Source organism: Pseudomonas sp. HD57-3 (assembly GCF_056113135.1).
The window spans coordinates 5,052,487-5,079,350 of sequence record NZ_CM148568.1; the positions used below are offsets into that span (position 1 = coordinate 5,052,487).

25 protein-coding genes and 1 pseudogene are annotated in these 26,864 nt (G+C 62.0%); 10 read left to right on the forward strand and 16 right to left on the reverse strand.

What is annotated here, in order from left to right; all coding sequences use genetic code 11:
- Positions 1–47: 47 nt before the first annotated feature.
- From AC0R79_RS22820 to AC0R79_RS22835, 4 genes and pseudogenes are all read right to left on the reverse strand, one after another.
- Complete coding sequence (locus tag AC0R79_RS22820; protein ID WP_371857318.1) at positions 48–929, reverse strand: methyl-accepting chemotaxis protein; 882 nt, start codon at positions 927–929, stop codon at positions 48–50.
- Positions 909–2,012, reverse strand: a pseudogene (locus AC0R79_RS22825) (HAMP domain-containing protein); the annotation flags it as partial. The pseudogene AC0R79_RS22825 and the gene AC0R79_RS22820, both read right to left, overlap by 21 nt.
- Positions 2,013–2,120: 108 nt before the next feature.
- A complete protein-coding gene (locus tag AC0R79_RS22830) occupies positions 2,121–3,521 on the reverse strand; it encodes an aminotransferase-like domain-containing protein (protein ID WP_474731764.1) in 1,401 nt (466 codons plus the stop codon).
- A gap of 195 nt (positions 3,522–3,716) precedes the next feature.
- A complete protein-coding gene (locus AC0R79_RS22835; RefSeq protein WP_007917441.1) occupies positions 3,717–4,478 on the reverse strand; it encodes an SDR family oxidoreductase in 762 nt (253 codons plus the stop codon).
- 228 nt (positions 4,479–4,706) lie between these two features.
- Between AC0R79_RS22835 and AC0R79_RS22840 the strand changes: the two genes are divergently transcribed.
- Positions 4,707–5,711 (forward strand): NADP-dependent oxidoreductase, encoded by a 1,005-nt coding sequence (locus AC0R79_RS22840; RefSeq protein ID WP_127799358.1) that lies wholly within the window; start codon positions 4,707–4,709, stop codon positions 5,709–5,711.
- A 52-nt stretch (positions 5,712–5,763) separates the two neighbouring features.
- Here the strand turns inward: AC0R79_RS22840 and pyrF are convergent, their stop codons facing one another.
- Positions 5,764–6,462 (reverse strand): orotidine-5'-phosphate decarboxylase, encoded by a 699-nt coding sequence (gene pyrF, locus AC0R79_RS22845; protein ID WP_007960372.1) that lies wholly within the window; start codon positions 6,460–6,462, stop codon positions 5,764–5,766.
- Positions 6,463–6,757: 295 nt separating this feature from the next.
- On the opposite strand from pyrF, the gene AC0R79_RS22850 reads away from it, so the two are divergent.
- The 3 genes from AC0R79_RS22850 (at position 6,758) to xopAW (ending at position 9,524) form a co-directional block, all read left to right on the forward strand.
- The gene (locus tag AC0R79_RS22850; protein WP_085607468.1) at positions 6,758–7,507 is read left to right on the forward strand and encodes a response regulator; all 750 of its coding nucleotides are present in this window, start codon (positions 6,758–6,760) and stop codon (positions 7,505–7,507) included.
- The gene (locus AC0R79_RS22855) at positions 7,507–8,556 is read left to right on the forward strand and encodes a sensor histidine kinase (RefSeq protein WP_474731765.1); all 1,050 of its coding nucleotides are present in this window, start codon (positions 7,507–7,509) and stop codon (positions 8,554–8,556) included. Before AC0R79_RS22850 ends, AC0R79_RS22855 begins: the two co-directional genes overlap by 1 nt.
- A gap of 110 nt (positions 8,557–8,666) precedes the next feature.
- Complete coding sequence (xopAW, locus tag AC0R79_RS22860) at positions 8,667–9,524, forward strand: EF-hand domain-containing protein (RefSeq protein ID WP_085695832.1); 858 nt, start codon at positions 8,667–8,669, stop codon at positions 9,522–9,524.
- Positions 9,525–9,874: 350 nt separating this feature from the next.
- Here the strand turns inward: xopAW and AC0R79_RS22865 are convergent, their stop codons facing one another.
- From AC0R79_RS22865 to AC0R79_RS22905, 9 genes are all read right to left on the reverse strand, one after another.
- A complete protein-coding gene (locus AC0R79_RS22865) occupies positions 9,875–10,915 on the reverse strand; it encodes an AI-2E family transporter (RefSeq protein ID WP_007957818.1) in 1,041 nt (346 codons plus the stop codon).
- A 70-nt stretch (positions 10,916–10,985) separates the two neighbouring features.
- Positions 10,986–11,792 carry a DUF4892 domain-containing protein gene (locus AC0R79_RS22870; protein ID WP_474731766.1) on the reverse strand — a complete coding sequence of 269 codons (807 nt, stop codon included), beginning with the start codon at positions 11,790–11,792 and terminating at the stop codon, positions 10,986–10,988.
- 127 nt (positions 11,793–11,919) lie between these two features.
- Positions 11,920–12,774: an alpha/beta hydrolase gene (locus AC0R79_RS22875; RefSeq protein WP_474731767.1), complete on the reverse strand. Its 855-nt coding sequence runs from the start codon at positions 12,772–12,774 to the stop codon at positions 11,920–11,922.
- Positions 12,771–13,577, reverse strand: a complete 807-nt coding sequence (locus tag AC0R79_RS22880) for an alpha/beta fold hydrolase (RefSeq protein ID WP_085683559.1) — start codon at positions 13,575–13,577, stop codon at positions 12,771–12,773. The genes AC0R79_RS22875 and AC0R79_RS22880 overlap by 4 nt, the downstream gene beginning before the upstream one ends.
- Positions 13,578–13,695: 118 nt before the next feature.
- Positions 13,696–14,139, reverse strand: a complete 444-nt coding sequence (locus AC0R79_RS22885) for a hotdog fold thioesterase (protein WP_007957810.1) — start codon at positions 14,137–14,139, stop codon at positions 13,696–13,698.
- A 31-nt stretch (positions 14,140–14,170) separates the two neighbouring features.
- Positions 14,171–15,826: an AMP-binding protein gene (locus tag AC0R79_RS22890; protein WP_127799368.1), complete on the reverse strand. Its 1,656-nt coding sequence runs from the start codon at positions 15,824–15,826 to the stop codon at positions 14,171–14,173.
- An 81-nt stretch (positions 15,827–15,907) separates the two neighbouring features.
- A complete protein-coding gene (sixA, locus tag AC0R79_RS22895; RefSeq protein ID WP_007957806.1) occupies positions 15,908–16,360 on the reverse strand; it encodes a phosphohistidine phosphatase SixA in 453 nt (150 codons plus the stop codon).
- Entirely contained in the window at positions 16,357–16,704 is a 348-nt protein-coding gene (locus tag AC0R79_RS22900; RefSeq protein ID WP_115078878.1) for a DUF4389 domain-containing protein, read from the reverse strand. Before AC0R79_RS22900 ends, sixA begins: the two co-directional genes overlap by 4 nt.
- A gap of 18 nt (positions 16,705–16,722) precedes the next feature.
- A complete protein-coding gene (locus AC0R79_RS22905; protein ID WP_007957803.1) occupies positions 16,723–17,748 on the reverse strand; it encodes an NAD(P)H-dependent glycerol-3-phosphate dehydrogenase in 1,026 nt (341 codons plus the stop codon).
- A 196-nt stretch (positions 17,749–17,944) separates the two neighbouring features.
- On the opposite strand from AC0R79_RS22905, the gene AC0R79_RS22910 reads away from it, so the two are divergent.
- From AC0R79_RS22910 to AC0R79_RS22935, 6 genes are all read left to right on the forward strand, one after another.
- Positions 17,945–20,068, forward strand: a complete 2,124-nt coding sequence (locus AC0R79_RS22910) for a TonB-dependent receptor plug domain-containing protein (protein ID WP_474731768.1) — start codon at positions 17,945–17,947, stop codon at positions 20,066–20,068.
- On the forward strand, positions 20,069–21,001 hold the full coding sequence (locus tag AC0R79_RS22915; RefSeq protein ID WP_085745092.1) for an ABC transporter substrate-binding protein: 933 nt from the start codon (positions 20,069–20,071) through the stop codon (positions 20,999–21,001).
- Positions 20,998–22,899 carry an ATP-binding protein gene (locus AC0R79_RS22920; RefSeq protein ID WP_085607384.1) on the forward strand — a complete coding sequence of 634 codons (1,902 nt, stop codon included), beginning with the start codon at positions 20,998–21,000 and terminating at the stop codon, positions 22,897–22,899. Before AC0R79_RS22915 ends, AC0R79_RS22920 begins: the two co-directional genes overlap by 4 nt.
- 247 nt (positions 22,900–23,146) lie before the next feature.
- Positions 23,147–23,662: a 3-hydroxyacyl-[acyl-carrier-protein] dehydratase FabA gene (gene fabA / locus AC0R79_RS22925; RefSeq protein WP_003227150.1), complete on the forward strand. Its 516-nt coding sequence runs from the start codon at positions 23,147–23,149 to the stop codon at positions 23,660–23,662.
- Between the two features lie 11 nt (positions 23,663–23,673).
- Positions 23,674–24,894, forward strand: a complete 1,221-nt coding sequence (gene fabB, locus AC0R79_RS22930; protein ID WP_007957797.1) for a beta-ketoacyl-ACP synthase I — start codon at positions 23,674–23,676, stop codon at positions 24,892–24,894.
- Between the two features lie 278 nt (positions 24,895–25,172).
- Positions 25,173–25,361 (forward strand): hypothetical protein, encoded by a 189-nt coding sequence (locus tag AC0R79_RS22935; RefSeq protein ID WP_039772867.1) that lies wholly within the window; start codon positions 25,173–25,175, stop codon positions 25,359–25,361.
- A gap of 97 nt (positions 25,362–25,458) precedes the next feature.
- Here the strand turns inward: AC0R79_RS22935 and AC0R79_RS22940 are convergent, their stop codons facing one another.
- Both AC0R79_RS22940 and mazG read right to left on the reverse strand, forming a co-directional pair.
- On the reverse strand, positions 25,459–26,001 hold the full coding sequence (locus AC0R79_RS22940) for a DUF2058 domain-containing protein (RefSeq protein ID WP_007957793.1): 543 nt from the start codon (positions 25,999–26,001) through the stop codon (positions 25,459–25,461).
- Positions 26,002–26,027: 26 nt separating this feature from the next.
- Positions 26,028–26,861: a nucleoside triphosphate pyrophosphohydrolase gene (gene mazG, locus AC0R79_RS22945; protein ID WP_375748044.1), complete on the reverse strand. Its 834-nt coding sequence runs from the start codon at positions 26,859–26,861 to the stop codon at positions 26,028–26,030.
- Positions 26,862–26,864: the final 3 nt, after the last annotated feature.

Consider the following 26,864-nt stretch of genomic DNA (forward strand, 5'->3'; position numbering starts at 1 on the left):
ATGAACACAAAAAAACGGAAACCTGGTCGGCCCAAAGGCCGCCAAGATCAAAGCCTGAAGTGCCCCACCATCCCCTTGAGCTCACTCCCCAACTGCGCCAGCTCAACACTCGAAGCCGCATTCCCCCGCATGGCAATCGAAGACTGATCCGCACTCGCCCGAATACTCGTCACACTGCGATTGATCTCCTCCGCCACCGAACTCTGCTCCTCGGCCGCCGCCGCAATCTGCTGATTCATCTGCTGAATCAACGAAACCGCCGCCGCAATACTCCCCAGCGCACTCTCGGTCTGCAACGCATCACTCACCGCCAGCTTCACCAGCTCACCACTGCTCTGAATCTGCTGCACCGAAGAATGCGCCGCCGAACGCAGGGCACTGACCAACCGCTCGATCTCCTCGGTCGACTGCTGCGTGCGCCGGGCCAGCGCCCGCACCTCATCGGCGACCACCGCAAAGCCCCTGCCCTGCTCGCCCGCCCGCGCCGCTTCGATCGCCGCGTTGAGCGCCAGCAAGTTGGTCTGCTCGGCGACACTCTTGATCACCCCCAGCACTGTGCCAATGTTCTGGATTTCCGCACTGAGGCTTTCGATGCTCGAACTGGCCGACGTCGCCGAATCCGCCAGTTGCTCGATCCGCGCCATGCTCTGACGCACCACCTGCTGGCCGCTTTCGACCTTGCCATCAGCAGTCTGCGCCGCGAGCGCCGCCTCCTCGGCATTACGCGCCACATCGTGCACGGTGGCGGTCATCTGGTTCATGGCCGTGGCGACCTGTTCGGTTTCCTCTTTCTGGCTGCTGACCTCAAGGTTGGTCTGTTCGGTCACCGCCGACAGCGATTGCGCCGAACTCGCCAGCTGTTCGATCCCCGCCTGCAACCCGCTGACAATCGTGCTCAAACCTGCGCCCATCTGCTGCATGGCCAGCATCAACTGACCGATTTCGTCCCGCCGGGTGACCTCGATCGTTGCACTCAGATCACCGGCCGCAATCTGTTGCGCCACATGGATCACGCTGCGCAACGGCGCCACAATCAGTCGGGTGATCACCCACGCCGCAATCAGCCCCACCAGCAACGCCAGCGCCGACGAGCCAATGATCAGCACCGAATTCTTTTTCAGTTCGCCCTGCATCGCGCCGTCTTGCGCGACATACGCCTGATTGACCCGCGCCACGACTTCGTCGGCCCGCTGGTGCAACTGCTGATAGACGGTCTTTTCCTGGGCCAGCAACCCGGTGTACTCGGCAAGCTTGTCGCTGAAACCGGCAATGTGCCCGGAGACCTCATTGAGCACCGTCAGGTAACCCTCGTCCTTGACCGTGGACTTGAGCTGTTCGGCCTGGGCCTGGGCTTGCGCAGCCTGTTCGATATTGCCCTGGCCGGCGCTGTCGTCACCCTTGCGGCTTTGATCCAGGCGCACCCTCGCTTCGTTCATCGCCTGCAACATCAAGCGTGAGACCTGGCTGACCTGGCCGGCCTGCTCGATGAATTGCGCCCCGTCCTTGCCCTCACTGTCTTTCAGGGTGTACGCGCCGTCGTCGGCCAGACCGGCCTGCAACACGTCGAGATTGTTGGCGACGCTGGACACCGACCAACTGGCCATTTCCAGCGCCAGATCCTTGGCCTGAGACAACGAGACGAATTCATCGAACGCCTTGCGGTAAGCGCCCAATGACTGTTGGACGTCGTTCATGACCGACTCATTGCCCGGCGACAAAACCTTGAGCTGGTCGGCCATGGCGATCAGACCGTCGACCCCCTCGTGCAAGGCATCAACGGTTTTCGGGTTGCCGTGCAAGGCGTAGTCCTGCTCCAGCAGCCGCACCTTGAGCAGACCACTGTTGAGCGACGACATCTGCTTGAGGCCGTCGAAGCGCTGACTGATGGTTTGCAGGGACCAGACGCCGATGGCTGCCACCAGTGCAGTCAGCAACAACACCAGCACAAACCCGATACCCAGTTTTTTTGCCATACCGAGGTTGGCAAAACGTCCTTGCACGGCCGAAATCATTGCGCGTAGTCCCCTGCCATAGTCTGTTGTCGAAGATTCGCAACGGCCTTGAACCAGCACAAGTCTCTGGCGTCGGAATAATGGCAAAAAGCTACGCACGCGTCGTTTTCAGAACGCTTGAGGTCGATCCACGGTGGTGCTGCGAAAAAACTGTCGTGCCCGGGGATCACAAGCGTAAGCCACGTTGATGCGCTGCCAGTCGCAGGCTTCGCCACTGGGGCTGAACGATGTTGCACAAGACAGCTGCACCCCGCAGCGCGAGGCATGCCTGCGCAAGTGCGCCTCATCGGCCAGCGGCGCGCGCGCCCAGATGAACAGGCCGCCCGTGGGCTTGCCGAACACTTCCCAGTCGGCATCTTCCAGGGCCTGCAAGGCCGCCGCACGATCAGTATTGAGACGCTGGCGCTGGCGCTGCACCAGTTTGCGATAAGCGCCACTGGCCAGCATTCCGGCCAGCACCGCCTCGCAAAACCTCGAGGTGCCCATGCAACTGATCATCTTGACCCGCGCCATCCGCTCGATCAGCTCGCCATCGGCCAGCACGAAACCCACCCGCAGCGAGCTGCTCAGGGTCTTGGAAAAACTGCCGACATAAATTACCCGCCCCTCGTCGTCCAGCGCTGCCAGTCGAGTGCCGCTGCCATTGTGCAGGTCAGCGTAGACATCATCTTCGATCAGCCGCAGATCGTAGATCCTGCTCAACTCCAGAATGCGTCGGGCGACGGCCGGCAGCAGGCAGCTGCCCGTGGGATTGTGGTGGTGACTGTTGATGAACAACGCGGTGGGCCGAAACTGCTGCAGCAACGCTTCGAGCGCCTCGACATCCGGCCCGCCCGGCGTGCGACGAACCTCCAGCATGCGCACGCCGTGCAAGCGCAGAAGATCGAACAGTGGCGCATAACCGGGCGTCTCGACCACCACGCAATCACCGGCCTTGAACAGGGTACGCACGATCAGATCCAGCCCGTGGCTGGCGCCGGCGGTGGTCATCACCTGCTCTTCAACGGCCTTGATACTCAGCAATCCCAGGCGCTTGATGATCTGTTCGCGCAACGCCGGCAATCCCAGAGGCGTGCTGTAGTTGAACAGGCTGGCCATGTCGGCGCGCGTCACTTCGCGGATCGCATAGGCGAGATCATCGGGCTCGCGCCAACTCTCAGGCAGGACGCCACTTCCCAGCGTCAAACCGCTGCGCCATCGGGCGGATGGATCCCCCCCGCTACGCTCCCCCTCACACCCGGAGCCATCGATAGCTTTGCAACAACCGGGCAACGAAGCCGCCACCATGAATCCCGAGCCCTGCCGCGAGGCCAGAACCCCTTGCGCCACCAGGCGCTCGCAAGCCTCCATGACGCAGGACTGGCTGAGCAGATTGCACCGCGCAATCTCTCGCACGGAGGGCAGACGCGTCGTCGGCGGCACCTGCCCCTGCATGATCCACTCGGTCAACCCGTCAACAATCTGCTGTACGACCGGCACCATTGCCAGTCGGTCAATTCTCAATTCCATGAGCACGCAAACTCCTGTCCGTTTTGCTGGCGGCAGTAAATCACAGCCACGCCCTTGAGGCTGTGCGACAAAACCGCCAAAAGCCTCCGTTCTCACCATTTGAAACACATTGTTTAGCGGATTCACGGAACCGCTCCCGAGGCGAAAAAAAACCCGCCGATGGGCGGGTCCGTTTTTGTATCAGTCGACGCCACCTTAGAAGGCGGTCACGCCGCCATCCACGGCCAGCGAATGGCCAGTGGTGAAGGCCGCACCATCGCTGCACAGGTACAGCACGGCGCTGGCAATCTCCTCGACCTTGCCGATGCGACCGACCGGGTGCATGGCGTTGGCGAATTCGCCTTTCTTCGGGTCTGCCTCATAGGCGCGGCGGAACATGTCGGTGTCGATCACCGCCGGGCATACGGCGTTGACGCGGATTTTCTTCTTGGCGTATTCGATCGCGGCCGACTTGGTCAGGCCGATCACCGCATGCTTGGAGGCGGCGTAGATGCTCATCTTCGGCGCGGCGCCCAATCCAGCCACCGACGCGGTGTTGACGATCGCCCCGCCGCCCTGAGCCAACAACAACGGCAGCTGATACTTCATGCACAGCCAGACGCCCTTGACGTTGACGCCCATGATCGCGTCGAACTCGTCCATCGAGCCTTCGGCCAGTTTGCCCTTCTCGATTTCGATCCCGGCGTTGTTGAAGGCATAGTCGAGACGGCCGTAGGTATTGATCACCTCGTCCATCAGATTTTTCACTTCGCTTTCGACGGTCACGTTGCAGCGCACGAAGGTCGCTTCGCCGCCGGCTGTACGAATCAGCGCAACAGTACCCTCGCCCCCGGCCGCATCCAGATCGGCCACCACCACTTTCAGACCTTCAGCGGCGAATGCCTGGGCCGTCGCTCGGCCGATGCCGTTGGCCGCGCCAGTGACGACGGCTACCTGACCGGAAAACGTCATGCTCATTGTTATGTCCTCGAATGCGGGGGGATTGATGAAGGCAGCATAGCCACAGGGGCTTGAGTGACGTCAGCACTATCAAAAGGCCGGTTAGGCTTGCATGAATCGCAGTGATGAAACCCCGCCGGGCACTATCACCGTACTGGATCAGCCTGCATTCGCCCCGTGAGCCAACCTTGCGGCATCGCGCCTGAAGGTCTATCAACAAGGCTTCATTCAATTCGAGTGCCTGTCATGACCAACCAGACCAATCGCCAGTTCCTGCTCGCCAAACGCCCGGTGGGCGCTGCCACCCGCGAGACCTTCACCTATCAGGAAGTACCGGTCGGCGAGCCGGCGGCGGGGCAGATTCTGGTCAAGAACGAATACCTGTCCCTCGACCCGGCCATGCGCGGCTGGATGAATGAAGGCAAATCCTACATCCCGCCGGTGGGTCTCGGTGAGGTCATGCGCGCGTTGGGCGTAGGCAAAGTCGTCGCGTCAAATAATCCGGGGTTTGCCGTCGGCGACTACGTCAACGGTGCCATTGGCGTGCAGGATTATTTCCTCGGCGAGCCAAGAGGTTTCTACAAAGTCGATCCGAAACTGGCACCGCTGCCGGTTTATCTGTCCGCACTGGGCATGACCGGCATGACCGCCTACTTCGCCCTGCTCGATGTCGGTGCGCCGAAGGCCGGTGAAACCGTGGTGCTGTCCGGTGCAGCAGGCGCGGTCGGCAGCATTGCCGGGCAGATTGCCAAGATCAAAGGCTGCCGGGTGATCGGCATCGCCGGTGGCGCCGACAAGTGCAAGTTCCTGATCGATGAACTGGGCTTCGACGGCGCCATCGACTACAAGAGCGAAGACGTGCTCGCCGGCCTCAAACGCGAATGCCCGAAAGGCGTGGATGTGTATTTCGACAACGTCGGCGGCGACATCCTCGACGCGGTGCTGAGCCGCCTGAACTTCAAGGCGCGTGTGGTGATCTGCGGCGCGATCAGCCAGTACAACAACAAGGAAGCGGTCAAAGGCCCGGCCAACTACCTGTCGCTGCTGGTCAACCGCGCGCGGATGGAAGGCTTCGTGGTGATGGATTACGCCGCGCAGTACGCCAGCGCCGCCCAGGAAATGGCCGGCTGGATGGCCAAGGGTCAGCTCAAGAGCAAGGAAGACATCGTCGAAGGCCTGGAAACCTTTCCGGAAACCCTGGGCAAACTGTTCAGCGGCGAGAACTTCGGCAAGTTGGTGTTGAAGGTCTGAAAACAAAGAAGGGAGCCATCGGGCTCCCTTCTTTGATGCTTCAGCTGTTCGCTCAGGCCAGTTCGGCAACCACCGAGGCCAGTGCCTTGGCCGGATCCGCCGCCTGGCTGATCGGACGGCCGATCACCAGATAGTCGGAACCGGCATCCAGCGCCTGACGCGGGGTCAGGATGCGACGCTGGTCGTCCTGGGCGCTGCCCGCCGGACGAATCCCCGGGGTCACCAGTTGCAGCGACGGATGCGCGGTTTTCAGCGCAGTGGCTTCCAGCGCCGAGCACACCAGACCGTCCATCCCGGCCTTCTCGGCCAGTGCCGCCAGACGCAGCACCTGCTCCTGCGGCTCGATGTCCAGACCGATACCCGCCAGATCTTCACGCTCCATGCTGGTCAGCACGGTCACGCCGATCAGCAACGGCTGCGGGCCGCTGCGCTTGTCCAGCTCCTCACGGCAGGCCGCCATCATGCGCAGGCCGCCGGAGCAGTGAACGTTGACCATCCACACGCCCATCTCGGCAGCGGCCTTGACCGCCATCGCCGTGGTGTTGGGAATGTCGTGGAATTTCAGGTCGAGGAATACTTCAAAACCCTTGTCACGCAGGGTGCCGACGATTTCCGCGGCGCAGCTGGTGAACAGTTCCTTGCCCACTTTGACCCGGCACAGTTTCGGGTCCAACTGGTCGGCCAGCTTCAGTGCGGCGTCACGGGTAGGGAAATCCAGGGCGACGATGATAGGAGTCTGGCAGGCGGACATGGATGGGCTCTCAGGCAAGTCGAAATCGGCGCGCATTGTAGCGGAACCGGCGGCGGCGCGGCACCCGATGATCGGTAAATCGTCGCGCCAACCGTGATCAGCATAGCCTTGCAGGGTATTGTGTCGAACCCGATACACAACCGACACGCCGGCAACATGCGCCCGCGCTAGCCTCGCCAGCCGCAACAAGTCCTTACAGCAGCTCTTCCCGCCTCACGGCCGGACGCCTATGCTGAAACCACAACCTCGCAGCCTATCTTTGTGGTTGGCGGCCTACTGGCAGATGAACAGCCTCATGCACAACTCCCAAGCCTCCGTGAACGACGAGCAGAAAGACGACAAGCGCTGGAGCATCCGCGCACTGATCGTCGACGATGATGTGCCGATCCGCGAACTGATGATCGACTACCTGGCCCGGTTCAACATTCACGCCAGCGGTGTCACCGACGGTGCGGCGATGCGTCAGGCGATGCAGGCCGAACATTTCGACGTGGTGGTGCTCGACCTGATGCTGCCCGGCGAAGACGGCTTGTCGCTGTGCCGCTGGCTGCGCGCAGAGTCCGACATCCCGATCCTGATGCTCACCGCCCGCTGCGAACCCACCGACCGGATCATCGGCCTGGAACTGGGCGCCGATGACTACATGGCCAAACCGTTCGAGCCTCGGGAACTGGTGGCGCGGATCCAGACGATTCTGCGTCGGGTGCGCGACGACCGCACCGAACAGCGTGCGAACATTCGCTTCGACAACTGGCGCCTGAACAGCGTCCTGCGCCAGTTGATCGCCGACGATGGTCTGGTGGTGCCGCTGTCCAACGCCGAATTCCGCCTGCTCTGGGTGTTCATCGAACGTCCGCGCCGGGTGCTTAGCCGCGAACAGTTGCTGGACGCCGCCCGTGGCCGCTCGATCGAAGCCTTCGACCGCAGCATCGACCTGCTGGTCTCGCGCCTGCGGCAAAAACTCGGCGACGACCCGAAAGCTCCGCAGTTGATCAAAACCGTACGCGGTGAAGGCTACCTGTTCGACGCGCGAGACATCGGCTGATGCGGGCGCGCTTCGACACGCTGTTCGGCCGTCTGTTCGGCGTGCTGTTGGTGGCGATCGTCCTGGCGCACTTGCTGGCCTTTGCATGGTTCCGCCTCTACGGTCCGCCGCCACCACCTCCGCCGCCGGAGTTCTCGGAAAGCATCGACGGCAAACAGCCGACGCAGGATCCACGCTACCCGCCCCGTCCGCCGCGCCCCTGGTTCGGCGGGCCGATCGTGCCGCTGACCTTCCAGTTCATCTCGCTGATCATCGCCGCCTGGTACGGCGCCAAGCTGCTGACCCGGCCGATCCAGCGCCTGAGCGATGCAGCCGAACGCCTGAGCGAAGACCTCGACAGCCCGCCGCTGGACGAAACCGGCCCCCGGGAAGCCCGGCAGGCCGCACACACGTTCAACCTGATGCAACACCGCATCCGCGAACAGGTGCAGCAGCGCGCACGAATGCTCGGCGCCGTATCCCACGACCTGCGCACCCCGCTGTCGCGGCTGAAACTGCGCCTGGAAAACATCAACGACGACAAGCTGCAAGGCCAGATGCGCCAGGATCTGGACGACATGATCGGCATGCTCGACGCCACCCTCACCTACCTGCACGAACAGCGCACCAGCGAAGCCTTGCAATTGATGGACGTGCAGGCATTGGTCGAATCACTGTGCGAAAACGCCCAGGATCAAGGTGCCGACGTGCAGGTCAGCGGCCACTGCGCCCCCTTGCAGGTACAACCAATGGCGCTGCGCTCGTGCATCAACAACCTGATGGACAACGCCCTGCGCTACGCCGGCCAAGCGCACATCGAACTGCAAGACCAGCGCGAACAACTGCTGATCCGCGTCATCGACCACGGCCCGGGCATCGCGGCGGACAAGCGCGAAGCCGTGTTCGAACCGTTCTTCCGCCTCGAAGGCTCACGCAACCGCAACTCCGGCGGCGTCGGCCTGGGCATGACCATCGCCCGGGAAGCGGCGCAACGCCAGGGCGGACAACTGACCCTGGCAGAAACACCCGGCGGCGGCCTGACCGCCGTGATCCAGCTGCCCCGCCACTGATCCCGACTGTGTACCGGCCGGTACAAACCCCACATACCCACGACACCTTGCGACTGGAGGCTGCATAAGCCGGTACACCCACCGGTTTTCCAGTCCAAGGAGTGAGCCCGATGATCGGTAGCGTCAGCAACTACACGAGCTATACCAGCACCAGCAGCACCTCCACCCAAAACGCCCGCAGCCAGCAACTGCAAAAGGAACTGTTCGCCAAACTCGACAGCAACGGCGACGGCGCGGTGGATCAGGACGAACTGGGCAGCGCCCTGTCGCAAAAGTCCAACGACGGCCTGCTGGTCAGCCTGAGCAAACAATTCGGCGATCTGGACAGCGATTCCAGCGGCAGCCTCAGCGCCGAAGAAATGACCGCCATGGCCCCGCCCCCGCCGCCCCCTGGCGACCAGGCCCCCAACACCGAACTCGCCGACGCCCTGATCAGCGCCCTCGACGCCGACGGCGACGGCGCCATCAGCAGCGACGAACTGAGCAACGGCCTGACCAGCGCCGGCAGCACCGCCGACAGCAGCAAAATCTTCTCGGCCCTGGACAAAAACGAAGACGGCGTCGTCAGCCAGGACGAACTCGCCGCCAGCCTCACCCCACCGCCACCCCCACCACCGCAAGCCTCCAGCGACGAACTGTTCAGCCAACTCGATGCAGACGGCGACGGCACTGTTACCGCCACCGAACTGAACAGCGCGCTGCAGACCAGCGACAGCACCTCTTCGAACAACACCGACACCGCCACCGCACTGCTCAAAGTGCTGGACAGCGACAGCAGCGGAGGCGTCAGCAGCGACGAACTGAAAGCTGCACTGCATGCAGGTCGCGAACGCCCGGATGACGAACAGACTGCCAGCAATACTCAAACCACCACCGAAGCGCTGAACCGCATGATTGCCAATCTGAGCAAGCAGTACTCGCTCGAAAGCACTGCGTCGGTGGGCAAGTATTTGAATGTGGCAACGTGAGGTAATCCAAAACCAGGATGAGCGTTAGCTCGACAACGCTCTTGATGTTGATCCACCCGCCCCTTCGGAAGGCTGAGTGGAGGTGTTCATCCGGGGATTGGCACGCAGTGCCGTTTGGCGAAGCCGAACTCATCGACGAAGTCGATGCCCCCGGAGGGACGCCGGAGCGAAGGAACCCGAGCCTGCGAGGGCCGAACGCCGGGGCGAGCGTTTTTTGCTTACTTTTTTAGGCGCTTGTAAAAAAGTGAGTCGCCGTAAGGGCGAAACCATAAGCCGCCGTTACCGAAGAAACGGATATGTACACAGTCAACCCAAAACCTGGTCGGCCCAAAGGCCGCCAAGACAAAGCCTCAAACCCGAGCCTGACTCTTACTCCAATCCGTCAACAAACTATAAGCCACAGCCAAAAGCGTAGGCCCAATAAACAACCCGATAAACCCAAACGCAATCAACCCGCCAAACACCCCAAGCAACACAATCACCAACGGCAGATTCCCGCCCCGGCTGATCAGATACGGCTTCAGCACGTTATCCACGCCACTGATGATGAACGTCCCCCAGATCCCGAGAAACACCGCCATCCCGTACTCACCCTTCCAGGCCAGCCAAGCCGTGGCCGGAATCCACACCAGCGGCGGCCCCATAGGAATCAGGCTGAGCAGAAACGTCACGATCCCCAGCACCAGCGCCCCCGGCACCCCGGCAATCAGGAACCCGATCAGCGCCAGCACCGCTTGCGCCGCCGCCGTACCGATCACCCCGTTGACCACCCGCTGCACCGTACCGGCCACCAGATCGATGTAGTACCCGGCCCGGTCACCAATCAAGCGCTCCAGCAGACTGTGCACGAATGCCGCCAATCGCGGCCCGTCACGGTAGAAAAAGAACACGAAGACAATGCTCAGGGTCAGCTCGAGAATCCCGCTGCCGATCTGCGCACTGCGCGCCAGCAACCAGTTGCCGACCTGCCCCAGATAAGGTTTGACCGTCACCATCAGGGCCGCGCCCTGCTGATCGATGCTGTTCCAGATCCCGACAAGCCGTTCGCCCACTACTGGCACGCCGCCCAGCCAGCTCGGCGCCTCGGGCAGTCCGTCGACCTGCACATCCTTGATGAACGCCGTGGCATCGCGCACGTGATCGGCCAGGTTAAAACCGAGCCACACCAGCGGCCCCGCCACCAGCAACATCCAGCCCATGGTCAGCAACAGCGCCGCGAGGGATTCCCGGCCGTTGAGCCAGCGGGTCAGCAAGCGCATCAGCGGCCAGCTGGCAAACGCCAGCACCGCGCCCCAGAACAGCGCCGACCAGAACGGCGCCATCACCCAGAAACTGGCACCAAACAGCACCAGCAACAGGATCTGCACCAGCAGACGATCATTATTGGGCATGTGAAATCTCGAAAAAAATCAGTCAGGCAAAGAGTAGGCGAACACGTCGAGCGTGTCCGCCAAAGACACCTTATCGCAACAGATCGATGTGCAGGCCTTCGCCGTCGACACTACCGGTTTCCATTCGCGCGGCGCGCACGCCTTGCCCGATCAGCGCTTGCCGCCAGGCCTCGGCTTTCGGCCCGGACACCGTCACCCGCAACGTGGTGTCGAGGTTCAGGCCACGGGACAACAAGCGCAGCCAGGTGTCATCCGGATCGCCAGCGAGCTTGGGAAAGTCCAGTTCGCCGGTGCTTTTGAGTTCCCGCAGCAACGTGGCCGAGGTCGGCAGCAGGTCACCGAGCGGTGCCAGCGCCTCGAACTGTTCAACGTGCAGATAGGCTTTGCGATTGCCCCGGGTGATGCTGTACAGCGCCACCAGCGTGTTGTCGCGCGGGGCCGCGAGCCTCAGCAGCAGATAGGCCTGCTGCTCGTCGGCACCGTACAGTTTGGCATTACCGAACACCTCATTGGCCCACAGGCTGCTCTCGCCGCAATCCCGGGCCTGGCACCAGAACAAAAGCTGGGCATCCTGCTTTTGCAGGGCTTCGCGAGCGAGAGTGAAGGCTTCAGTAGCGGAATGTTCCGGCGGCAATTCGTAGGTCACCGAGGTGGTTTGCCCCCGGGCGCTGACCTGGCCGTCGAAACGCAACTGGCCGCTGATCTTGCGGATCGAGCCGAGCGGGTAGATCCGCTCCAGCTCCACGGCGGGGCGATAGTCGACGATCTGCGCATCGGCCACACGCGGCACGATCGGCAGGTCCTGACTGCCCGGCAGGTCGGCAGCGAATAGAAAGGGACTGAAACAGCACAGCGCCAGCAGACTGATAGATCGCATGGACAGGCTCATCGCAGGGGCATGGCCTGGGTGCCTTGAGGGCAGTTCGAAGTCGCAGCGGTGTAGAAATCCATCTTGGTTGTCTCCCATTTCAACCTGCCCAGCCTCGACAGTTGCCGGGAGCAAGTCAAGGAATGGCGAAGAACCGATTGAAACAGTCTGCGACAAGGTCGGCCCCGGCCTCATCGTTAAGGTGCAGATGGTGCCCGCCCGGCAGCTGTTCCCGGTCAAAGGGTAGACGTTCCAGCAGCTCCGGATGTTGGGCCAGCATGCCGTCGGCGGCGACCACCAATTGCGCGGGGCAGGCAATGCGCTGCACGAAAGCCATCGCCTGTTCCTGTGTCAGACGCAGCGGCGATGGCAGGGTCAGGCGATTGTCGGTGCGCCAGGTGTAACCCCCGGGCACCGGCATCAGACCGCGCTGGGCCAGCAGTTCGGCGGCTTCACGACTGACCGCCACCAGCCCTTTCATCCGCGCCTCGATCGCCCGGTCGAGGGTGTTGTAGACCGGTTTGCGCTTTTCCCGAAGATCGAGTTGCGCCTGTAAGGCCATGCCCATGCGCTCGGCGGCATTTTCGCCTTTGTCGGTAGGAGGAATCACCCCGTCGATCAACGCCAGATGGGTGATGCGTTCGGGCAACGATCCCGCGAGCACTAGCGACACGATCGCGCCCATGGAATGCCCGAGCAGACCGAAACGTTTCCAGCCCAGTTGTTCGGCGACCTGCAGCACGTCATGGGCGTAATCCCACAGTGCGTAACCGGCGCCGTTCGGGCGATGCCCGGAATGCCCGTGACCGGCCATGTCCAGCGCCACGATGCGCAGGCCTTTGAGCTTCGGCGCCAGGCGCGCGAAGCTGTTGGCGTTGTCCAGCCAGCCGTGCAGGGCGATCACCGGCAACCCGTCTTCCGGGCCGAACAGGTGCGCCGCCAGCTCGATATGCGGCAGGCTCAGGCGCACTTCTTCGACGCCGGGGTTCATGCGCAATCCTTGTCTTGCCGGCGCTCCCAGCGATCGAACAGGTTTTTCAGTAATTGCGCGGTGTCCTGCGGACGCTCAAGCGGAAACATGTGACCGCCAGGCACGGTCAGCGACTCGCCCTGAGGCAGGCGTCCGACGAAGCGGGTGTGGTGGTTCATCACCACACGGCTTTTGTGCCCGCGCACCACCGCCAGCGGCACTTTCAATTGCCGGGTATGCGCAGGACTGGTGTGCGGCACGCCGCGATAGATGCTGATCTCGGTCGCAGGATCGAAGCGCAGGCGCAGCTTGTCGCCGACCTTGTGCAGGCCGTGCTGCAGATAGGCATCGAAACATTCCGGATCAAAGCTGCGGAACAACGTCTTGCCGGCAAAATAACCACGGGCACTGTCCAGATCGGCAAACTCTTCGCGCCGTCCCAGCGTGCGACCGGCCGGCGTCAGTTTGTCGATGAAACCAAAGCGCTTGGCGGCGCGGATCACCCATTGATCCGTGCGGGTCAGCACCGGCGAATCGAGCATCACCACGCCCCGATACAGTTCAGGGCAACGCAGTGCGGCGTGCAAATGCAGCATGCCGCCAAAGGAATGGCCAACGCCCCACACCGGCTCATCTTGCTGTTGCAGGTGATGGATGAGTTCGTCGACCAGGTGGTACCAGTTGTCACCCGCCGGGAAACGCGGGTCATGGGCGTGTTGCTCCAGATGCGCGACCCGGTACTCGGGCGCCAGCGCCGCGAACAGTTTGCCGTAGGTGCCCGAAGGGAAACCGTTGGCGTGGGCGAAGAAGATCGGTTGCGACATACCGGCAAATCCATGAGCGGAAAACAGGCGTTGATTGTCCGTAAGACCGCGTCCCACAGCAATGACCGTAACTGCCAGGAATGATGACAGTCCGGTCAGGGCTATGACGCTTCGGCCATCAACGCGCCGGCGGTTGTTCTCCCAGCGGCACCACTGCCATGGTCAGGCGCGACACACAACTGGCCTTGCCTTCATCGCTGGTCAGGCGAATGTCCCAGACGTGGGTGGTACGGCCGATGTGGATCGGTTTGGCCACTGCCGTCACCCGTCCGCTACGCAGTCCGCGCAAGTGGTTGGCGTTGATTTCCAGGCCCACGCAATAGAACTTGCTGGCGTCGATGCACAGGTAACTGGCCATCGAGCCGACGGTTTCTGCCAGCACCACCGAGGCGCCGCCGTGCAGCAGGCCGTAAGGCTGATGGGTGCGATGGTCGATGACCATGCTGGCCGTCAGCGACTCCTCGTCGAAGGATTCGAAGCGGATGTCCAGCACTTCGCCGATGGTGTTCTTCTGGATTGCGTTCAACTGCTCGATGTTCGGAGTGGTGCGCCACAAGGTCATCGCAGGCTTCCTTTGTTGTTTTGATCGACGCTCAATCCTGCCACAGCACCGCCTCGCTGCGCTCGCTCCATTCTTCGAAACGTGCGCCGTAGGTGTCTTCGATGATGTTGCGTTTGATCTTCAAAGTCGGCGTGAGGAAGCCGTTCTCCACCGCCCAGCTGTCCTTGACCACCACCAGCCGGCGCAGGCGCTCGTGCTTGTCGAGTACGGCGTTGACCTCCTCCAGCAATTTTTCCAGGCTCGAATGCAGCGGCGCGCGGGCCTCTTCCCGGCCCACGGCCGAGAGCACGCACAACCCCAGCGGCGCACTCAGACCGTCGCCGACCACGCAGACCTGCTCGATCCGCGAATGCACCGCCAGCCGGTTTTCGATCGGCGCCGGGGCGACGTACTTGCCCTTGCTGGTCTTGAAGATCTCCTTGAGCCGCCCGGTCAGGCGCAAACGCCCTTCGGCGTCCTGCTCGCCCTTGTCGCCGGTGCGCAGGAAGCCATCTTCGGTGAGGGTCTCGGCGGTTTTCTGCGGTTCCTTGAAATAGCCGAGCATGTTCGCCTGGCTGCGCACCTGCACTTCGCCGGACTCATCGATCCGCACTTCCACGTCGGGGCATGGCCGGCCGATCCAGCCTTCCTTGTATTGCCCCGGCAGGCAGATGTGCGAATACCCGCAGCTTTCGGTCATGCCGTAGACCTCCAGCACGTCGAGCCCGAGTTTCTGATACCAGCGCAACAGGGTCAGCGGCACCGGCGCCGCACCGGACAGCGCCACGCGCAACGCATCCAGCCCCAACCCCGCCAATACCTTGTGGCCGATCCGTTTGCCGATAAAGGGCAGACCGAGCAGGAAATCCAGACGTTTTGCCGGGATCTTGCTGTAGACGCCCATCTGGAACTTGGTCCAGATCCGCGGCACCCCGAACATCGCCGTCGGCCGCGCCCGCTTGAGATCGGCGAGAAAGGTGTCGAGGCTCTCGGCGAAAAACACCGTCTGCCCGGTATAGATCGACGCCAGTTCGACAAACATCCGCTCGGCGACATGACACAGCGGCAGATACGACAGCAGCCGGTCGTGCTCATTGAGACCGAACAACTGCGTGCCGCGCGTCGTCGCGAACCCGAGATTGGCGAAACTGTGCATCACGCCCTTGGGCAGGCCCGTAGTGCCGGAGGTGTAAATGATGGTCGCCAGTTGCTCGGCGGCGGGACGCGGATCGTCCTGGATCGGCGAGCTGCGCTGCACATCGTCCCAGTTGAAATCGAACGTGCCCGGTGGGTGCAGCGGCAAGCTGACGGTGGTCAGCCCCGCCGGCACACCTGGCGACATACCCGGCCAGTCATCGAGCTTGCCGATGAACGCCAGCACGCTTTCCGAGTGGGTCAGCACCTGATTCACCGATTCGGCGGTGAGGTTCGGATAGAGCGGCACAGAGACATGCCCGGCCATCCAGATCGCCAGGTCGGCGATGATCCAGTGCGCGCAGTTTTTCGAGATCAGGGCGATGTGGCTGCCTTGCGGCAACTCCCGGGAGCGCAGCCAATGCGCGGCGCAGCGGGCCTGATGGCCGACGTCGGCCCAGGTCAGTGTCTCGACCTGCCCGCCGCCGATCGGCTGCACCAGAAAGCGCTGACGCGGGTGCCGGGCCTCGCGTTCGTAAAACACGTCCAGCGGCAAACGGAAGGCGGAAGACATTCGACTCGCTCCTGTTTTTTGGTCTGGAGCAAGCGTAGTCAACCAAGCAAGTGCTTGGTTGACTATTTCGTACAAAAAATTTCAGGGATGTTTAAGGCTGTTGAGCGTCATCGAACCGATCAGCAATTCGCTGTGTTCGAGCTCGGCCAGCCCGGCGGTGCTGACCTTTTCCGGTGGATAACCCGCACCGTGTTGCAGGTAGCTGAGCAGATTGCCCACCAGCGGATTGTGGCTGACCAGCAGCACGTTGCTCACCGACACCAGTTGCTCGGCAACGCGGTCCGGGTCAACTTCCGGGGTCAGCCACTCGACTGTGCGGATCTCCGGCTCGAAGCCGAGGGCTTCGCGCACCAGTTGCGCCGTCTGCTGCGCCCGCAGGTACGGGCTGGCGTATATGGCGGTCAGCGGCTGGCCCATCAAACGGGCCGCGCTGCTCAACACTTCCTTGCGACCGTGGGCGGTCAGTTCCCGCTCGGAGTCGGGGCGCGAGCCATAGGGCTCGGCCTCACCGTGACGCAATACCCAGAGTTTCATAGCTTGGGTTCCTCATCCCGGGCCGGATGCGGTGCCGGCGCGACAACGTGTGGCGCTTCACCTTCCGGAGTACGCGGCGTCGGCCAGTCGGCGAACGGCCAGGGTTTCTGGTCGCTGTGGAAGCTGCCGAAACGACCGATCTGCGCCAGAAACTGGCTCAGGCTGTCGCCGAAATTCATCAGGCTGGCGCTCGGGGCGCCATAGATCAAACGATAGATCAACTGCACCAGCACCACCGCGCCGAGGATGAACTGCGCTACCTGCCAGACCAGCACGTAGATGATCATCCACAACACCCGCAGGAGGATGGATTCATATTTGGCTTCGGTTTTCGGATCGTTCATGCCCTGCTCCCTGCTGAATCAGTTGAAACCACTGGTGGAAATAAAGTCGACGTCGGTTTTCGGCTCGCCTCTCATCAGAAGACCGATTACCTGCTCAAGCGTGCGCCCTTCGAACAGGATCGCATGCAATCCGGCGACCAGCGGCATGTACACGCCGACGTCCTGGGACTTGGCCTTGAGCACTTTCAGGGTGTTGACCCCTTCCGCCACTTCACCGAGGCGCGACACCGCTTCGTCGAGGCTCAAGCCCTGACCGAGGGCGAAACCGACCTGGTAGTTGCGGCTTTTCGGCGACGAGCAGGTGACGATCAGATCGCCGACCCCGGCCAGACCGAGGAAGGTCATCGGGTTGGCGCCCTGATTCACCGCAAACCGGGTCATCTCGGCCAGGGCGCGGGTGATCAGCATGCTCTTGGTGTTCTCGCCCATCTCCAGCGCCACCGCCATGCCAGCGATGATCGCGTACACGTTTTTCAGTGCGCCGCCCAGTTCCACACCGAAACGGTCGGCGCTGGCGTAGACGCGGAAAGTGCGGCCATGCAATGCGGCCTGCACGGCTTTGCAGAGTTCTTCATCTTCGCTGGCGACCACGGTGGCGGTCAGCGCGTGCTCGGCGATTTCCCGCGCGAGGTTCGGCCCGGACAGCACGCCGATGCGCGCTTGCGGGGCGATCTCTTCGAGAATCTGGCTCATCAGTTTGAACGTGTGGGCTTCGATGCCTTTGGTCAGGCTGACCAGCATCTTGCCGCTCAAGCGTTCGGCGTGCGCCGCCAACACCGTGCGCAGCGCGCTGGACGGCAACGCGACGAAACACAAATCGCAGGCGTCGAGGGTTTCCTGCAGGTCGGTGACCGCAGTCACGCCCGGCAGAATCTTGATGCCTTTGAGGTAACGCGGGTTCTCGCGATTGACCCGGATGGCCTCTGCCTGCTCGGGGTCACGCATCCACTGCCGGACTTGATGGCCGTTCTCGGCCAACAGATTGGCCACGGCGGTACCGAAACTTCCGCCTCCCAGGACCGCAATCGGGCGCTGTTCAGTCATATGTAATCCGTTAATCCATACCAGTGGCGATGCCGGCATTATACGGAGCGTCCCCTTCTCGGACAGCCCCGGCGTCAATTACCCGCATTTGTAGGAAGAAGACCAATAAAACCGAGGAAAATGCCTGCAACGTGACTGGAAAAGTCGTCGACCTCGGTTAACATGCGCGCTAATTCTTTGCTATCAAGGCTGCGTCGTGTTTTCTGGCCCCCCTTCCCCGCGTTCGTCCCTGCTGCTGGCGCTGCTGTTCAGCCCGGTGCTGCTGGCGGACGACCTGTTTGTCGACAGTGAGGCCTTGCCGCAGATCCTGACCGCCACGCGGCTGAAACAGTCGCCGGCGGAGGTCCCGGGCAGCATGACCGTCCTCGACAGCGAACTGATCAGCGCCAGCGGCGCCCGGGACATCAGCGAGCTGTTGCGGCTGGTGCCGGGGATGATGGTCGGCAATATCAGCGGCAATCAGGCGGTGGTGAATTATCACGGGACCAACGCCACTGAAGCCCGACGCATGCAAGTGTTGATCGACGGCCGCTCGGTGTACCGCGCCGGTCTCGCGACCGTGGACTGGAGCGACATCCCGGTGGCCATGGAAGACATCGAGCGCATCGAAGTCTTTCGCGGCCCGAACACCGTCAGCTACGGCGCCAACGCGCTGATGGCGGTGGTCAACATCATCACCCGCAACCCGGCGGACAGCCACGGCACACGGCTGAAGCTGACGCGCGGCCAACGCGGCATCAACGACTTCTACGCCAGTCAGAGCACCGGCTGGAATGGCGGCGATCTGCGTCTGTCGCTGTCCGGCCAGGAAGACGACGGCTTCGACAGCGACCGCACCGGCGCCGATTACCGCGACAACCGCCGCTTGAACCGCTTCAGCCTCGCCGTCAGCCAGACCCTGAGCGATAACCAGAGCCTGGACTGGCAGGTCAACGCCAAGGACGGGACCAATCAACGGCCCTATACCTACCGTCCGGTGTTCTCCGGGATTACCGCTGCCGGGAACAATTCCGACGTGGTTGCCAAGGACTACGCCGGGTCGGTGCGCTGGAATCTGGATCTCAATCCCGATCACAGCCTTTATGTGCAAGGTTCTGCGCAACACTGGGATCGCCAACAAACCTGGCGCGCCTGTGACGCCGAAGTGTCGTTCAGCCCGCAACTGACGGAGCTGTGGCAGCTCAACCCGAACTACACCGAACGCCTGGCGCGCAACATGACCCTGTTCACCGGCCCCGGTGCACCCGCCGGCACGCCGCAGGAAATGACCCTGGCCAATCAGGTGCTGGACCAGTGGCGCAACGGTGCGCGCCAGACCCTGTGCGGCGACATTGACCAGAGTGCCCGGGAATCGCGCTACGACCTGGAGTTGCAGGACACCCTCAGCCTGTCCGATAGCCTGCGTCTGGTCAGCGGCCTGAACTATCGTTACGACCGTGCCGATTCCGAGACCTATTTCAACGGCACGCTGGACGACACCACCTGGCGCGCCTTCGGCCAACTCGAATGGCGCGCCAGCGAACACTGGCTGTTGCAGGGCGGCGCCATGTTCGAAGACACGCAATTGATCGGCAGCTCGCTGACGCCCCGGTTTGCAGTCAACTACCTGTTCAACCCGCGGCACAGCCTGCGCGCGGTGTATTCGGAAGCCATCCGTTCGCCGGACATGTTCGAGAACAACGTCAACTGGAGTTATCAGGTGACCAACCTGCGGCCTGCCGCCTATGGCCAGTCTTCAGCCCGCTACTTCGTCAAGACCCGGGGCCCCGGCGATCTCGACCAGGAACACATGCGCTCGCGGGAGCTGGGCTACAACGGTTATTTCGCGGAGTGGGGCCTGGCCCTGGACGTGAAGCTGTTCTACGACGAAATCACCGGGATGATCAGCGAGCCGCTGCGCAACAATCAGTACATCGCCAGCAACGCCAACGATTCGCGGTTTCGCGGCACCGAGACGCAACTGGACTGGCGCCTGAGTGCGGCTGACCGCTTGCGCCTGACATACGCCTTCGTCGACGCCGAGGCGAGCAATCCGCTGGACCAGCAATTCACCGCGCGCAACAGCGGCTCGGCCGGCTGGCTGCGCGATTGGGGCCACGGCTGGAACAGCGCCCTCTTCTATTATGGTGATAACGCGCTCAACGGTTACCGCTTCGAGCGGGTCGACACGCGCATCGCCAAACGCATCGCCTTGGGCAAGGCCCAACTGCAACTGGCCGGCGTGCTGCAACAGCGGCTCGACCATGAGCCGACCACCTTCGTCGACAACAATTACGACGAACGCCGCGTGGTGTATTTCAGCGCCGAGCTGGAGTTCTAGATGCGCTACGCCATGTCACGGAAGATGCCAACACTCGGCCAATGGCTGGCCGGGCTTTGTCTGTTCCTGACAGCGTGGCTGCATGGCGTGGCGGTGCAGGCGGCCGACATTTTGCTGACCGGCGCCGAAGAAAGCCCCGGCGTGCAATCTTTCGTTCAGGCCCTGAGCGAACTGCGCCCGACCGACCGCGTGCATTTCCAGCCGCTGGCCAGCCTGCCGGCGCCGGGCAAGTTGCCGTCGAGCCTGCGCCTGATTCTGCTGGATCTGCCGAGCCTCGACTGGCGCATGCAGGAAAGCCAGGGCCCGGCGACGTTGGTCCTGCGCATCAGCCGCTTGCAGGCCCGGCAACGCTTCGGCGACGCGCAACCACCTCACTTGAGTCTGCTGTGGGCCGATCCGCCGCTGAGTCGTCAGTTGCAACTGATCCGCCGGATTCTGCCCCAGGCCGGTCGAGTCGGCGTGCTGTTCGATCAGCACAGCGAATTCCTGCTCAAGGAGCTGCAATCGGCCGCCCAGCCGCTGAATCTGCAAATCGTCCCGCAGCGCTGGGACAACACCCACGACAGCCGCCCATTGCAGACTGTGCTGAAAAACAGCGACGTGCTGCTGGGCCTCGACGACCCTGACCTGTACAACCCGAAAACCGCAAAAAACCTGTTGCTCAGCAGTTACTCTCGGCAACTGGCGCTGGTCGGGCCGAATGTTGCTTTCGTCCGTGCCGGCAGCCTGGCCAGTACCTACAGCGATCAGAACGACTGGCTGGCCGTCCTCGACGAATTGCTGGACCGGCCACCGGCTACCTGGCCGCGCACGCTCTACCCCGGGCGTTTTAAAGTCTCAAGTAATGCGCAGGTGGCTCGTTCCTTAGGGATAGAACCGATGAATGAAGCGTCTGTCGCCGCAGAGCTGGCCGAAGGAGAGCGCCGCCCATGATTTTCCGCCGTTGGGACATCAACACCCGCACCCAGTTGATCAGCCTGGGCCCTGCGCTGTTGCTGACCTTGCTGCTGATCAGCTTTTTCACCTTCGTGCGCATTCAGGATTTGCGTCAGGAGCTGAACCACACCGGCCAGTTGATCGCCAACCAGCTCGCACCGGCCACCGAGTACGGGGTGATTTCCGGCAACAACGAAGTCCTGGAAAGCCTGCTCAAGGCCACGCTGGCCACGCCGAACGTGCGGTTTCTGGAAGTGCAGGACAGCGCCAACCGGATTCTGGCCTATGTCGAACAGCCGGCGGATGCGCACAACCGTCCGCATCAGGTCGAAGTGTTCCAGGCCCCGGTGCGGCTGCAACGCATCGCCCTGCACAACGATTTCTTTCAGGACGGCAAGAGCAATCCCGGCGTGGCCAGTGAGGATTATCTGGGGCGGGTGATCGTCGGGCTGTCGAATGACGCCTTCAGCCAGCGCCAACAGGAGATTTTGCTCAAGGCCGGGATTCTGGCGTTGTTCGCCCTGCTCTTCACGTTTGTCCTGGCGCGGCGGCTGGCCGGCAGCCTTTCGCAGCCGATTCGCGACATCGGCAATGCGGTCAAGGCGATTCAGGACGGCGACTACAAGACCCCGCTGCCGATTGTCGATGACACCGAACTGGGCGCCCTGTCCCAGCACATCAACAACCTGGCCCAGGCGCTGGAACAGGCCAGCCGCGAACAGCATCAGGCGATGGCGCAACTGATCCAGACCCGCGAAGAGGCCGAGAAAGCCAACAATGCCAAATCGGATTTCCTGGCGATGATGAGCCATGAGCTGCGCACCCCGATGAACGGCGTGCTGGGCATGCTGCAATTGCTGGAAACCACCGAAATGACCGAGGAGCAGGTCGAGTACGCGGCGCTGGCTTCCGAGTCCACCGAGCATCTGCTCAAGGTGATCAACGACATTCTGGATTTCTCGCGCATCGAGCGTTCGGAACTGGAGCTGGAGCACATTCCGTTCAACCTCGCCGAAGTGATCGGCGCCTGCGCCCAGTCGTTCCAGCACAGCGCGGCGCAACGCGGGCTGGCCCTACAACTGCGAATCCCCGAAGACATGCGCGACTTGCAGGTACAGGGCGATCCGACGCGGATCCGGCAAATTCTGGTCAACCTGGTCGGCAATGCGCTGAAGTTCACCGAACAGGGGCGCGTCAGCATCGAGGCGCAGTGGCAGTCGCTGGATCACGAGTTGCTGTGGTTCACCTGCGCGGTACGTGACAGCGGCATCGGCATTTCGCCGGAGAGCCTGGAGCTTATGTTCAACGCGTTCCAGCAGGCCGACAGCTCGATTTCCCGTCGTTATGGCGGCACCGGCCTGGGCTTGCCGATTGCCCGCACCCTCGCCGAGCGGATGGGCGGCACCTTGCGCGCTCAGAGCGAAGAAGGTCGCGGATCGGTTTTCACCCTGGAAATACCCCTGGCTTTATATAAGCAGGCCCTGCCCGCGCTGGCCGCACCGCGCACGCTGAACGGCGACGGTCATGGCGAAGGGCGCAACGTGCTGCTGGTGGAGGACAACCCGGTCAACCAGACGGTGATCGAAGCCATGTTGCGCAGCCTGGGCTTTACTGTCAGCGTCGCCACCGATGGCGTGCAGGCGGTGCGCAGTGCCGGCGACAGCCGTTTCGAAGCGATCCTGATGGATTGCCGCTTGCCACTCATCGACGGCTACGAAGCGACCCGCCAGATCCGCCGCCTGCCCGGTTGCGGCCATGTGCCGATCATCGCCCTGACCGCCAATGCGTTGCAGGGCGACCGGGAAAACTGCCTGTCGGCGGGGATGAACGATTACCTGGCCAAGCCATTCAAACGCAATGATCTGCAGCAGATTCTGCAGCGCTGGGTGCAGTAACGGGGCCTTTTCGAGCATCTGCGACTGGCGTGAAAAGCGAAAGTGCGGCAGTCTTAGGCACCCGAACGGGCCTCAAAAGGGGCTTGATTAAAAATTTCAGTGCACAAGTGTACATTCATGTCCTTGGTGCTGTGACTTTCACCACAACGCAATAGTCTATGAGTAGGCTGCCGGTACGAGGCATGAACGCGTCGATCGGCCGGGAAGATTTGCCCCACCTGCCGCATGGGATTATTGAGGAGCTCGCATGACCAAACAAAACGCCTTTACTCGGGAAGACCTGCTGCGCTGCAGTCGCGGTGAGCTGTTCGGCCCAGGTAACGCGCAACTGCCCGCCCCGAACATGCTGATGGTGGATCGCATCACCCTGATCAGCGAAGAAGGCGGCAAGTACGGCAAAGGTGAATTGGTCGCCGAGCTGGATATCAACCCTGACCTGTGGTTCTTCGCTTGCCACTTCGAAGGCGATCCGGTGATGCCGGGCTGCCTGGGTCTGGATGCCATGTGGCAACTGGTCGGTTTCTTCCTGGGCTGGCAAGGCCTGCCGGGCCGTGGCCGTGCGCTGGGTTCGGGCGAAGTGAAATTCTTCGGCCAGGTCCTGCCGACCGCCAAGAAAGTCACCTACAACATTCATATCAAGCGCGTCCTCAAGGGCAAGCTGAACCTGGCCATTGCCGACGGTTCGGTGACTGTCGACGGTCGCGAAATCTACACCGCCGAAGGCCTTCGCGTCGGCGTGTTCACCTCCACTGACAACTTCTAAGGGTTATTCGCATGCGCCGCGTCGTTATCACTGGTCTGGGCATCGTTTCGTGCCTGGGCAATGACAAAGAGACCGTCTCCGCTAACCTGCGTGCAAGCCGCCCTGGCATCCGGTTCAACCCGGAATATGCCGAAATGGGTCTGCGTAGCCAGGTTTCCGGCTCCATCGACCTCAACCTTGAAGAGCTGATCGATCGCAAGATCTATCGCTTCGTCGGCCACGCAGCGGCTTACGCCTACCTGGCCATGAAAGACGCCATCGCTGACTCCGGTCTGACCGAAGAGCAGGTATCCAACCCGCGTACCGGCCTGATCGCAGGTTCCGGCGGCGCGTCGACCCTGAACCAGATGGAAGCGCTGGACATCCTGCGCGAGAAAGGCGTCAAGCGCGTCGGCCCATACCGTGTAACGCGGACCATGAGCAGCACCGTTTCGGCTTGCCTGGCCACACCGTTCAAGATCAAGGGCCTGAACTACTCCATCGCTTCTGCCTGCGCCACCAGTGCTCACTGCATCGGTACCGCCATGGAACAGATCCAGATGGGCAAGCAGGACATCGTGTTCGCCGGTGGCGGTGAAGAGGAGCACTGGAGCCAGTCGTTCCTGTTCGACGCAATGGGCGCCCTGTCCAGCAAGCGTAACGACACCCCGGAACAAGCTTCCCGCGCCTACGACGCCGACCGTGACGGTTTCGTCATCGCCGGTGGTGGCGGCATGGTGGTGGTCGAGGAACTGGAACACGCTCTGGCCCGTGGCGCGAAGATCTACGCGGAAATCGTTGGCTACGGCGCGACCTCCGATGGCTACGACATGGTGGCTCCAAGCGGCGAAGGCGCAATCCGCTGCATGCAGCAGGCGCTGTCCACCGTCGACACCCCGATCGACTACCTGAACACCCACGGCACTTCGACTCCGGTCGGCGACGTTGCGGAAATGAAAGGTGTGCGTGAAGTGTTCGGCGACAAGGCCCCGGCCATCAGCTCCACCAAGAGCCTGTCGGGTCACTCCCTGGGCGCCGCCGGCGTTCACGAAGCGATCTACTGCATGCTGATGATGGAAGGCAACTTCATCGCCGGTTCCGCCAACATCGACGAACTGGACCCTGAAGTGGCCGATCTGCCGGTGCTGACCAAGACCCGCGAGAACGCCACCATCAACACCGTGATGAGCAACAGCTTCGGCTTCGGTGGCACCAACGCCACCCTTGTGCTGAAGCGCTGGGAAGGCAAGTAATTCCCTTCCGCTGAGCCGCACATGAAAACGCCCCGACTGGTTCGGGGCGTTTTTTTTGGCCTGGAGAAAAGCATTTTCAGCGGCGCCAAGATGAAACGTTTGTCATGCAACTTACCGCCCTGCGACTGAATGTCGCGGATTCAGAGGGCTCCAGCGCTGTTGCAGATTTCGCAAGAATACATTGCACAAATCGGGCGTTTACTTAGCAGGCTAACAAAATCTATAACAGAGTCCTGCACACGCCTTGCTGCAGATAACTTGAGATTTGGAGCTAGCAGATGACTGTAAAAGTAACTGAACGCGACGATTCACACATGTCCCATGAAGGCGTAGCCGCCGGCGTACGGATCTGGGATGTGCACCAACAAGACTTACTGGTCGGCATGTTCCACAACGAGATCGACGCCCACAACTACAAGGCCGAACTTGAACTGCAGGAACAGCAGCGGGATCGGAAATCCGCCTGAAGCAAAACCACAGCATTGAAAACTACAAACCCCGCCATGAGCGGGGTTTGTAGTTATGGGGTGTTTCAGGGCCGCTACGCAGCCAAGCGAGACCCGATTACCACATCAGATCATCAGGGATCACGTAGGCCGCGTACGGATCGTCCTCGGCATTAACCTCTTCGACCTTCTCGTTGAGCTGCACGATGCGCTGTGGATCGCGCTCCTGAATTTTCAGGGCCGCCTCACGAGGGATCACTTCGTAACCGCCGGCATGGTGCACGATCGCCAGCGAACCGCTGCTGAGCTTGTTGCGCATCAGCGTGTTGACCGAGATGCGCTTGACCTTCTTGTCGTCGACGAAGTTGTAGTAGTCCTCAGTCGTCAGCTTCGGCAGACGCGAGACTTCGATCAACTGCTTGACCTGGGCGGCGCGGGCCTTGGCTTCCGCCTTCTCCTGCTGCTGACGGTTCAGTTCCTGGTCGCGTTTGACCTTCTCGGCCTGGGCTTCCTGGGCAGCACGCTGCTGGGAGTCGTCCAGTTCGATCTGGCCTTTGTGGGCCAGGCGCTGTTGTTTCTGTTTGTCTTTGCTGACCTGCTTGGCCTGCTTTTGGTTGACCAGCCCTGCTTTGAGCAACTGGTCGCGAAGGGAAAGGCTCATTGATGCTTACTCACTTAGGCAACGGCTCAGCCGCAGCTGGGCAAATTCTTTTCCTGACGTTTGGCTTCGCCCCACAAGGCGTCCAACTCTTCGAGGGTGCAATCTTCTATGGGTCGGTGGGTGTCGCGCAATGCCTGTTCGATAAAACGGAAACGTCGTTCGAACTTGCCGTTGGCGCCACGCAGTGCAGTTTCCGGATCGACCTTCAGATGCCGGGCCAGATTGACCACGGAAAACAGCAGGTCGCCGATCTCGTCGACCACCGCTTCCGGGTCATTTTCGGACATGGCTTCGAGCACTTCATCGAGCTCTTCACGGACCTTGTCCAGCACCGGCAACGCATCCGGCCAGTCGAAACCGACCTGCCCTGCGCGCTTCTGCAACTTGGCCGAGCGGGACAATGCCGGCAATGCGGCGGGCACATCGTCGAGCAGTGACAGTTGCTGCGGCTCGGCGGATTTCTCGGCGCGCTCTTCGGCCTTGATCTCCTCCCAGCGCTGCTTGACCTGCTCTTCGTTCAGACGCGGCACGTCCAGCGGCGCATAAAGATCGCCGGTGGGAAACACGTGCGGATGACGACGGATCAGCTTGCGGGTGATGCTGTCGACCACCCCGGCGAATTCGAACCGCCCCTCCTCCCGTGCCAGCTGGCTGTAATACACCACCTGAAAAAGCAGATCGCCCAACTCGCCCTGCAAGTGGTCGAAGTCGCCGCGCTCGATGGCGTCGGCGACTTCGTAGGCCTCTTCAAGGGTGTGCGGGACGATGGTCGCGTAAGTCTGCTTGATGTCCCACGGGCAACCGTACTGCGGGTCGCGCAGACGGTTCATCAGGTGCAGCAGGTCTTCAAGGCTGTAGATCGG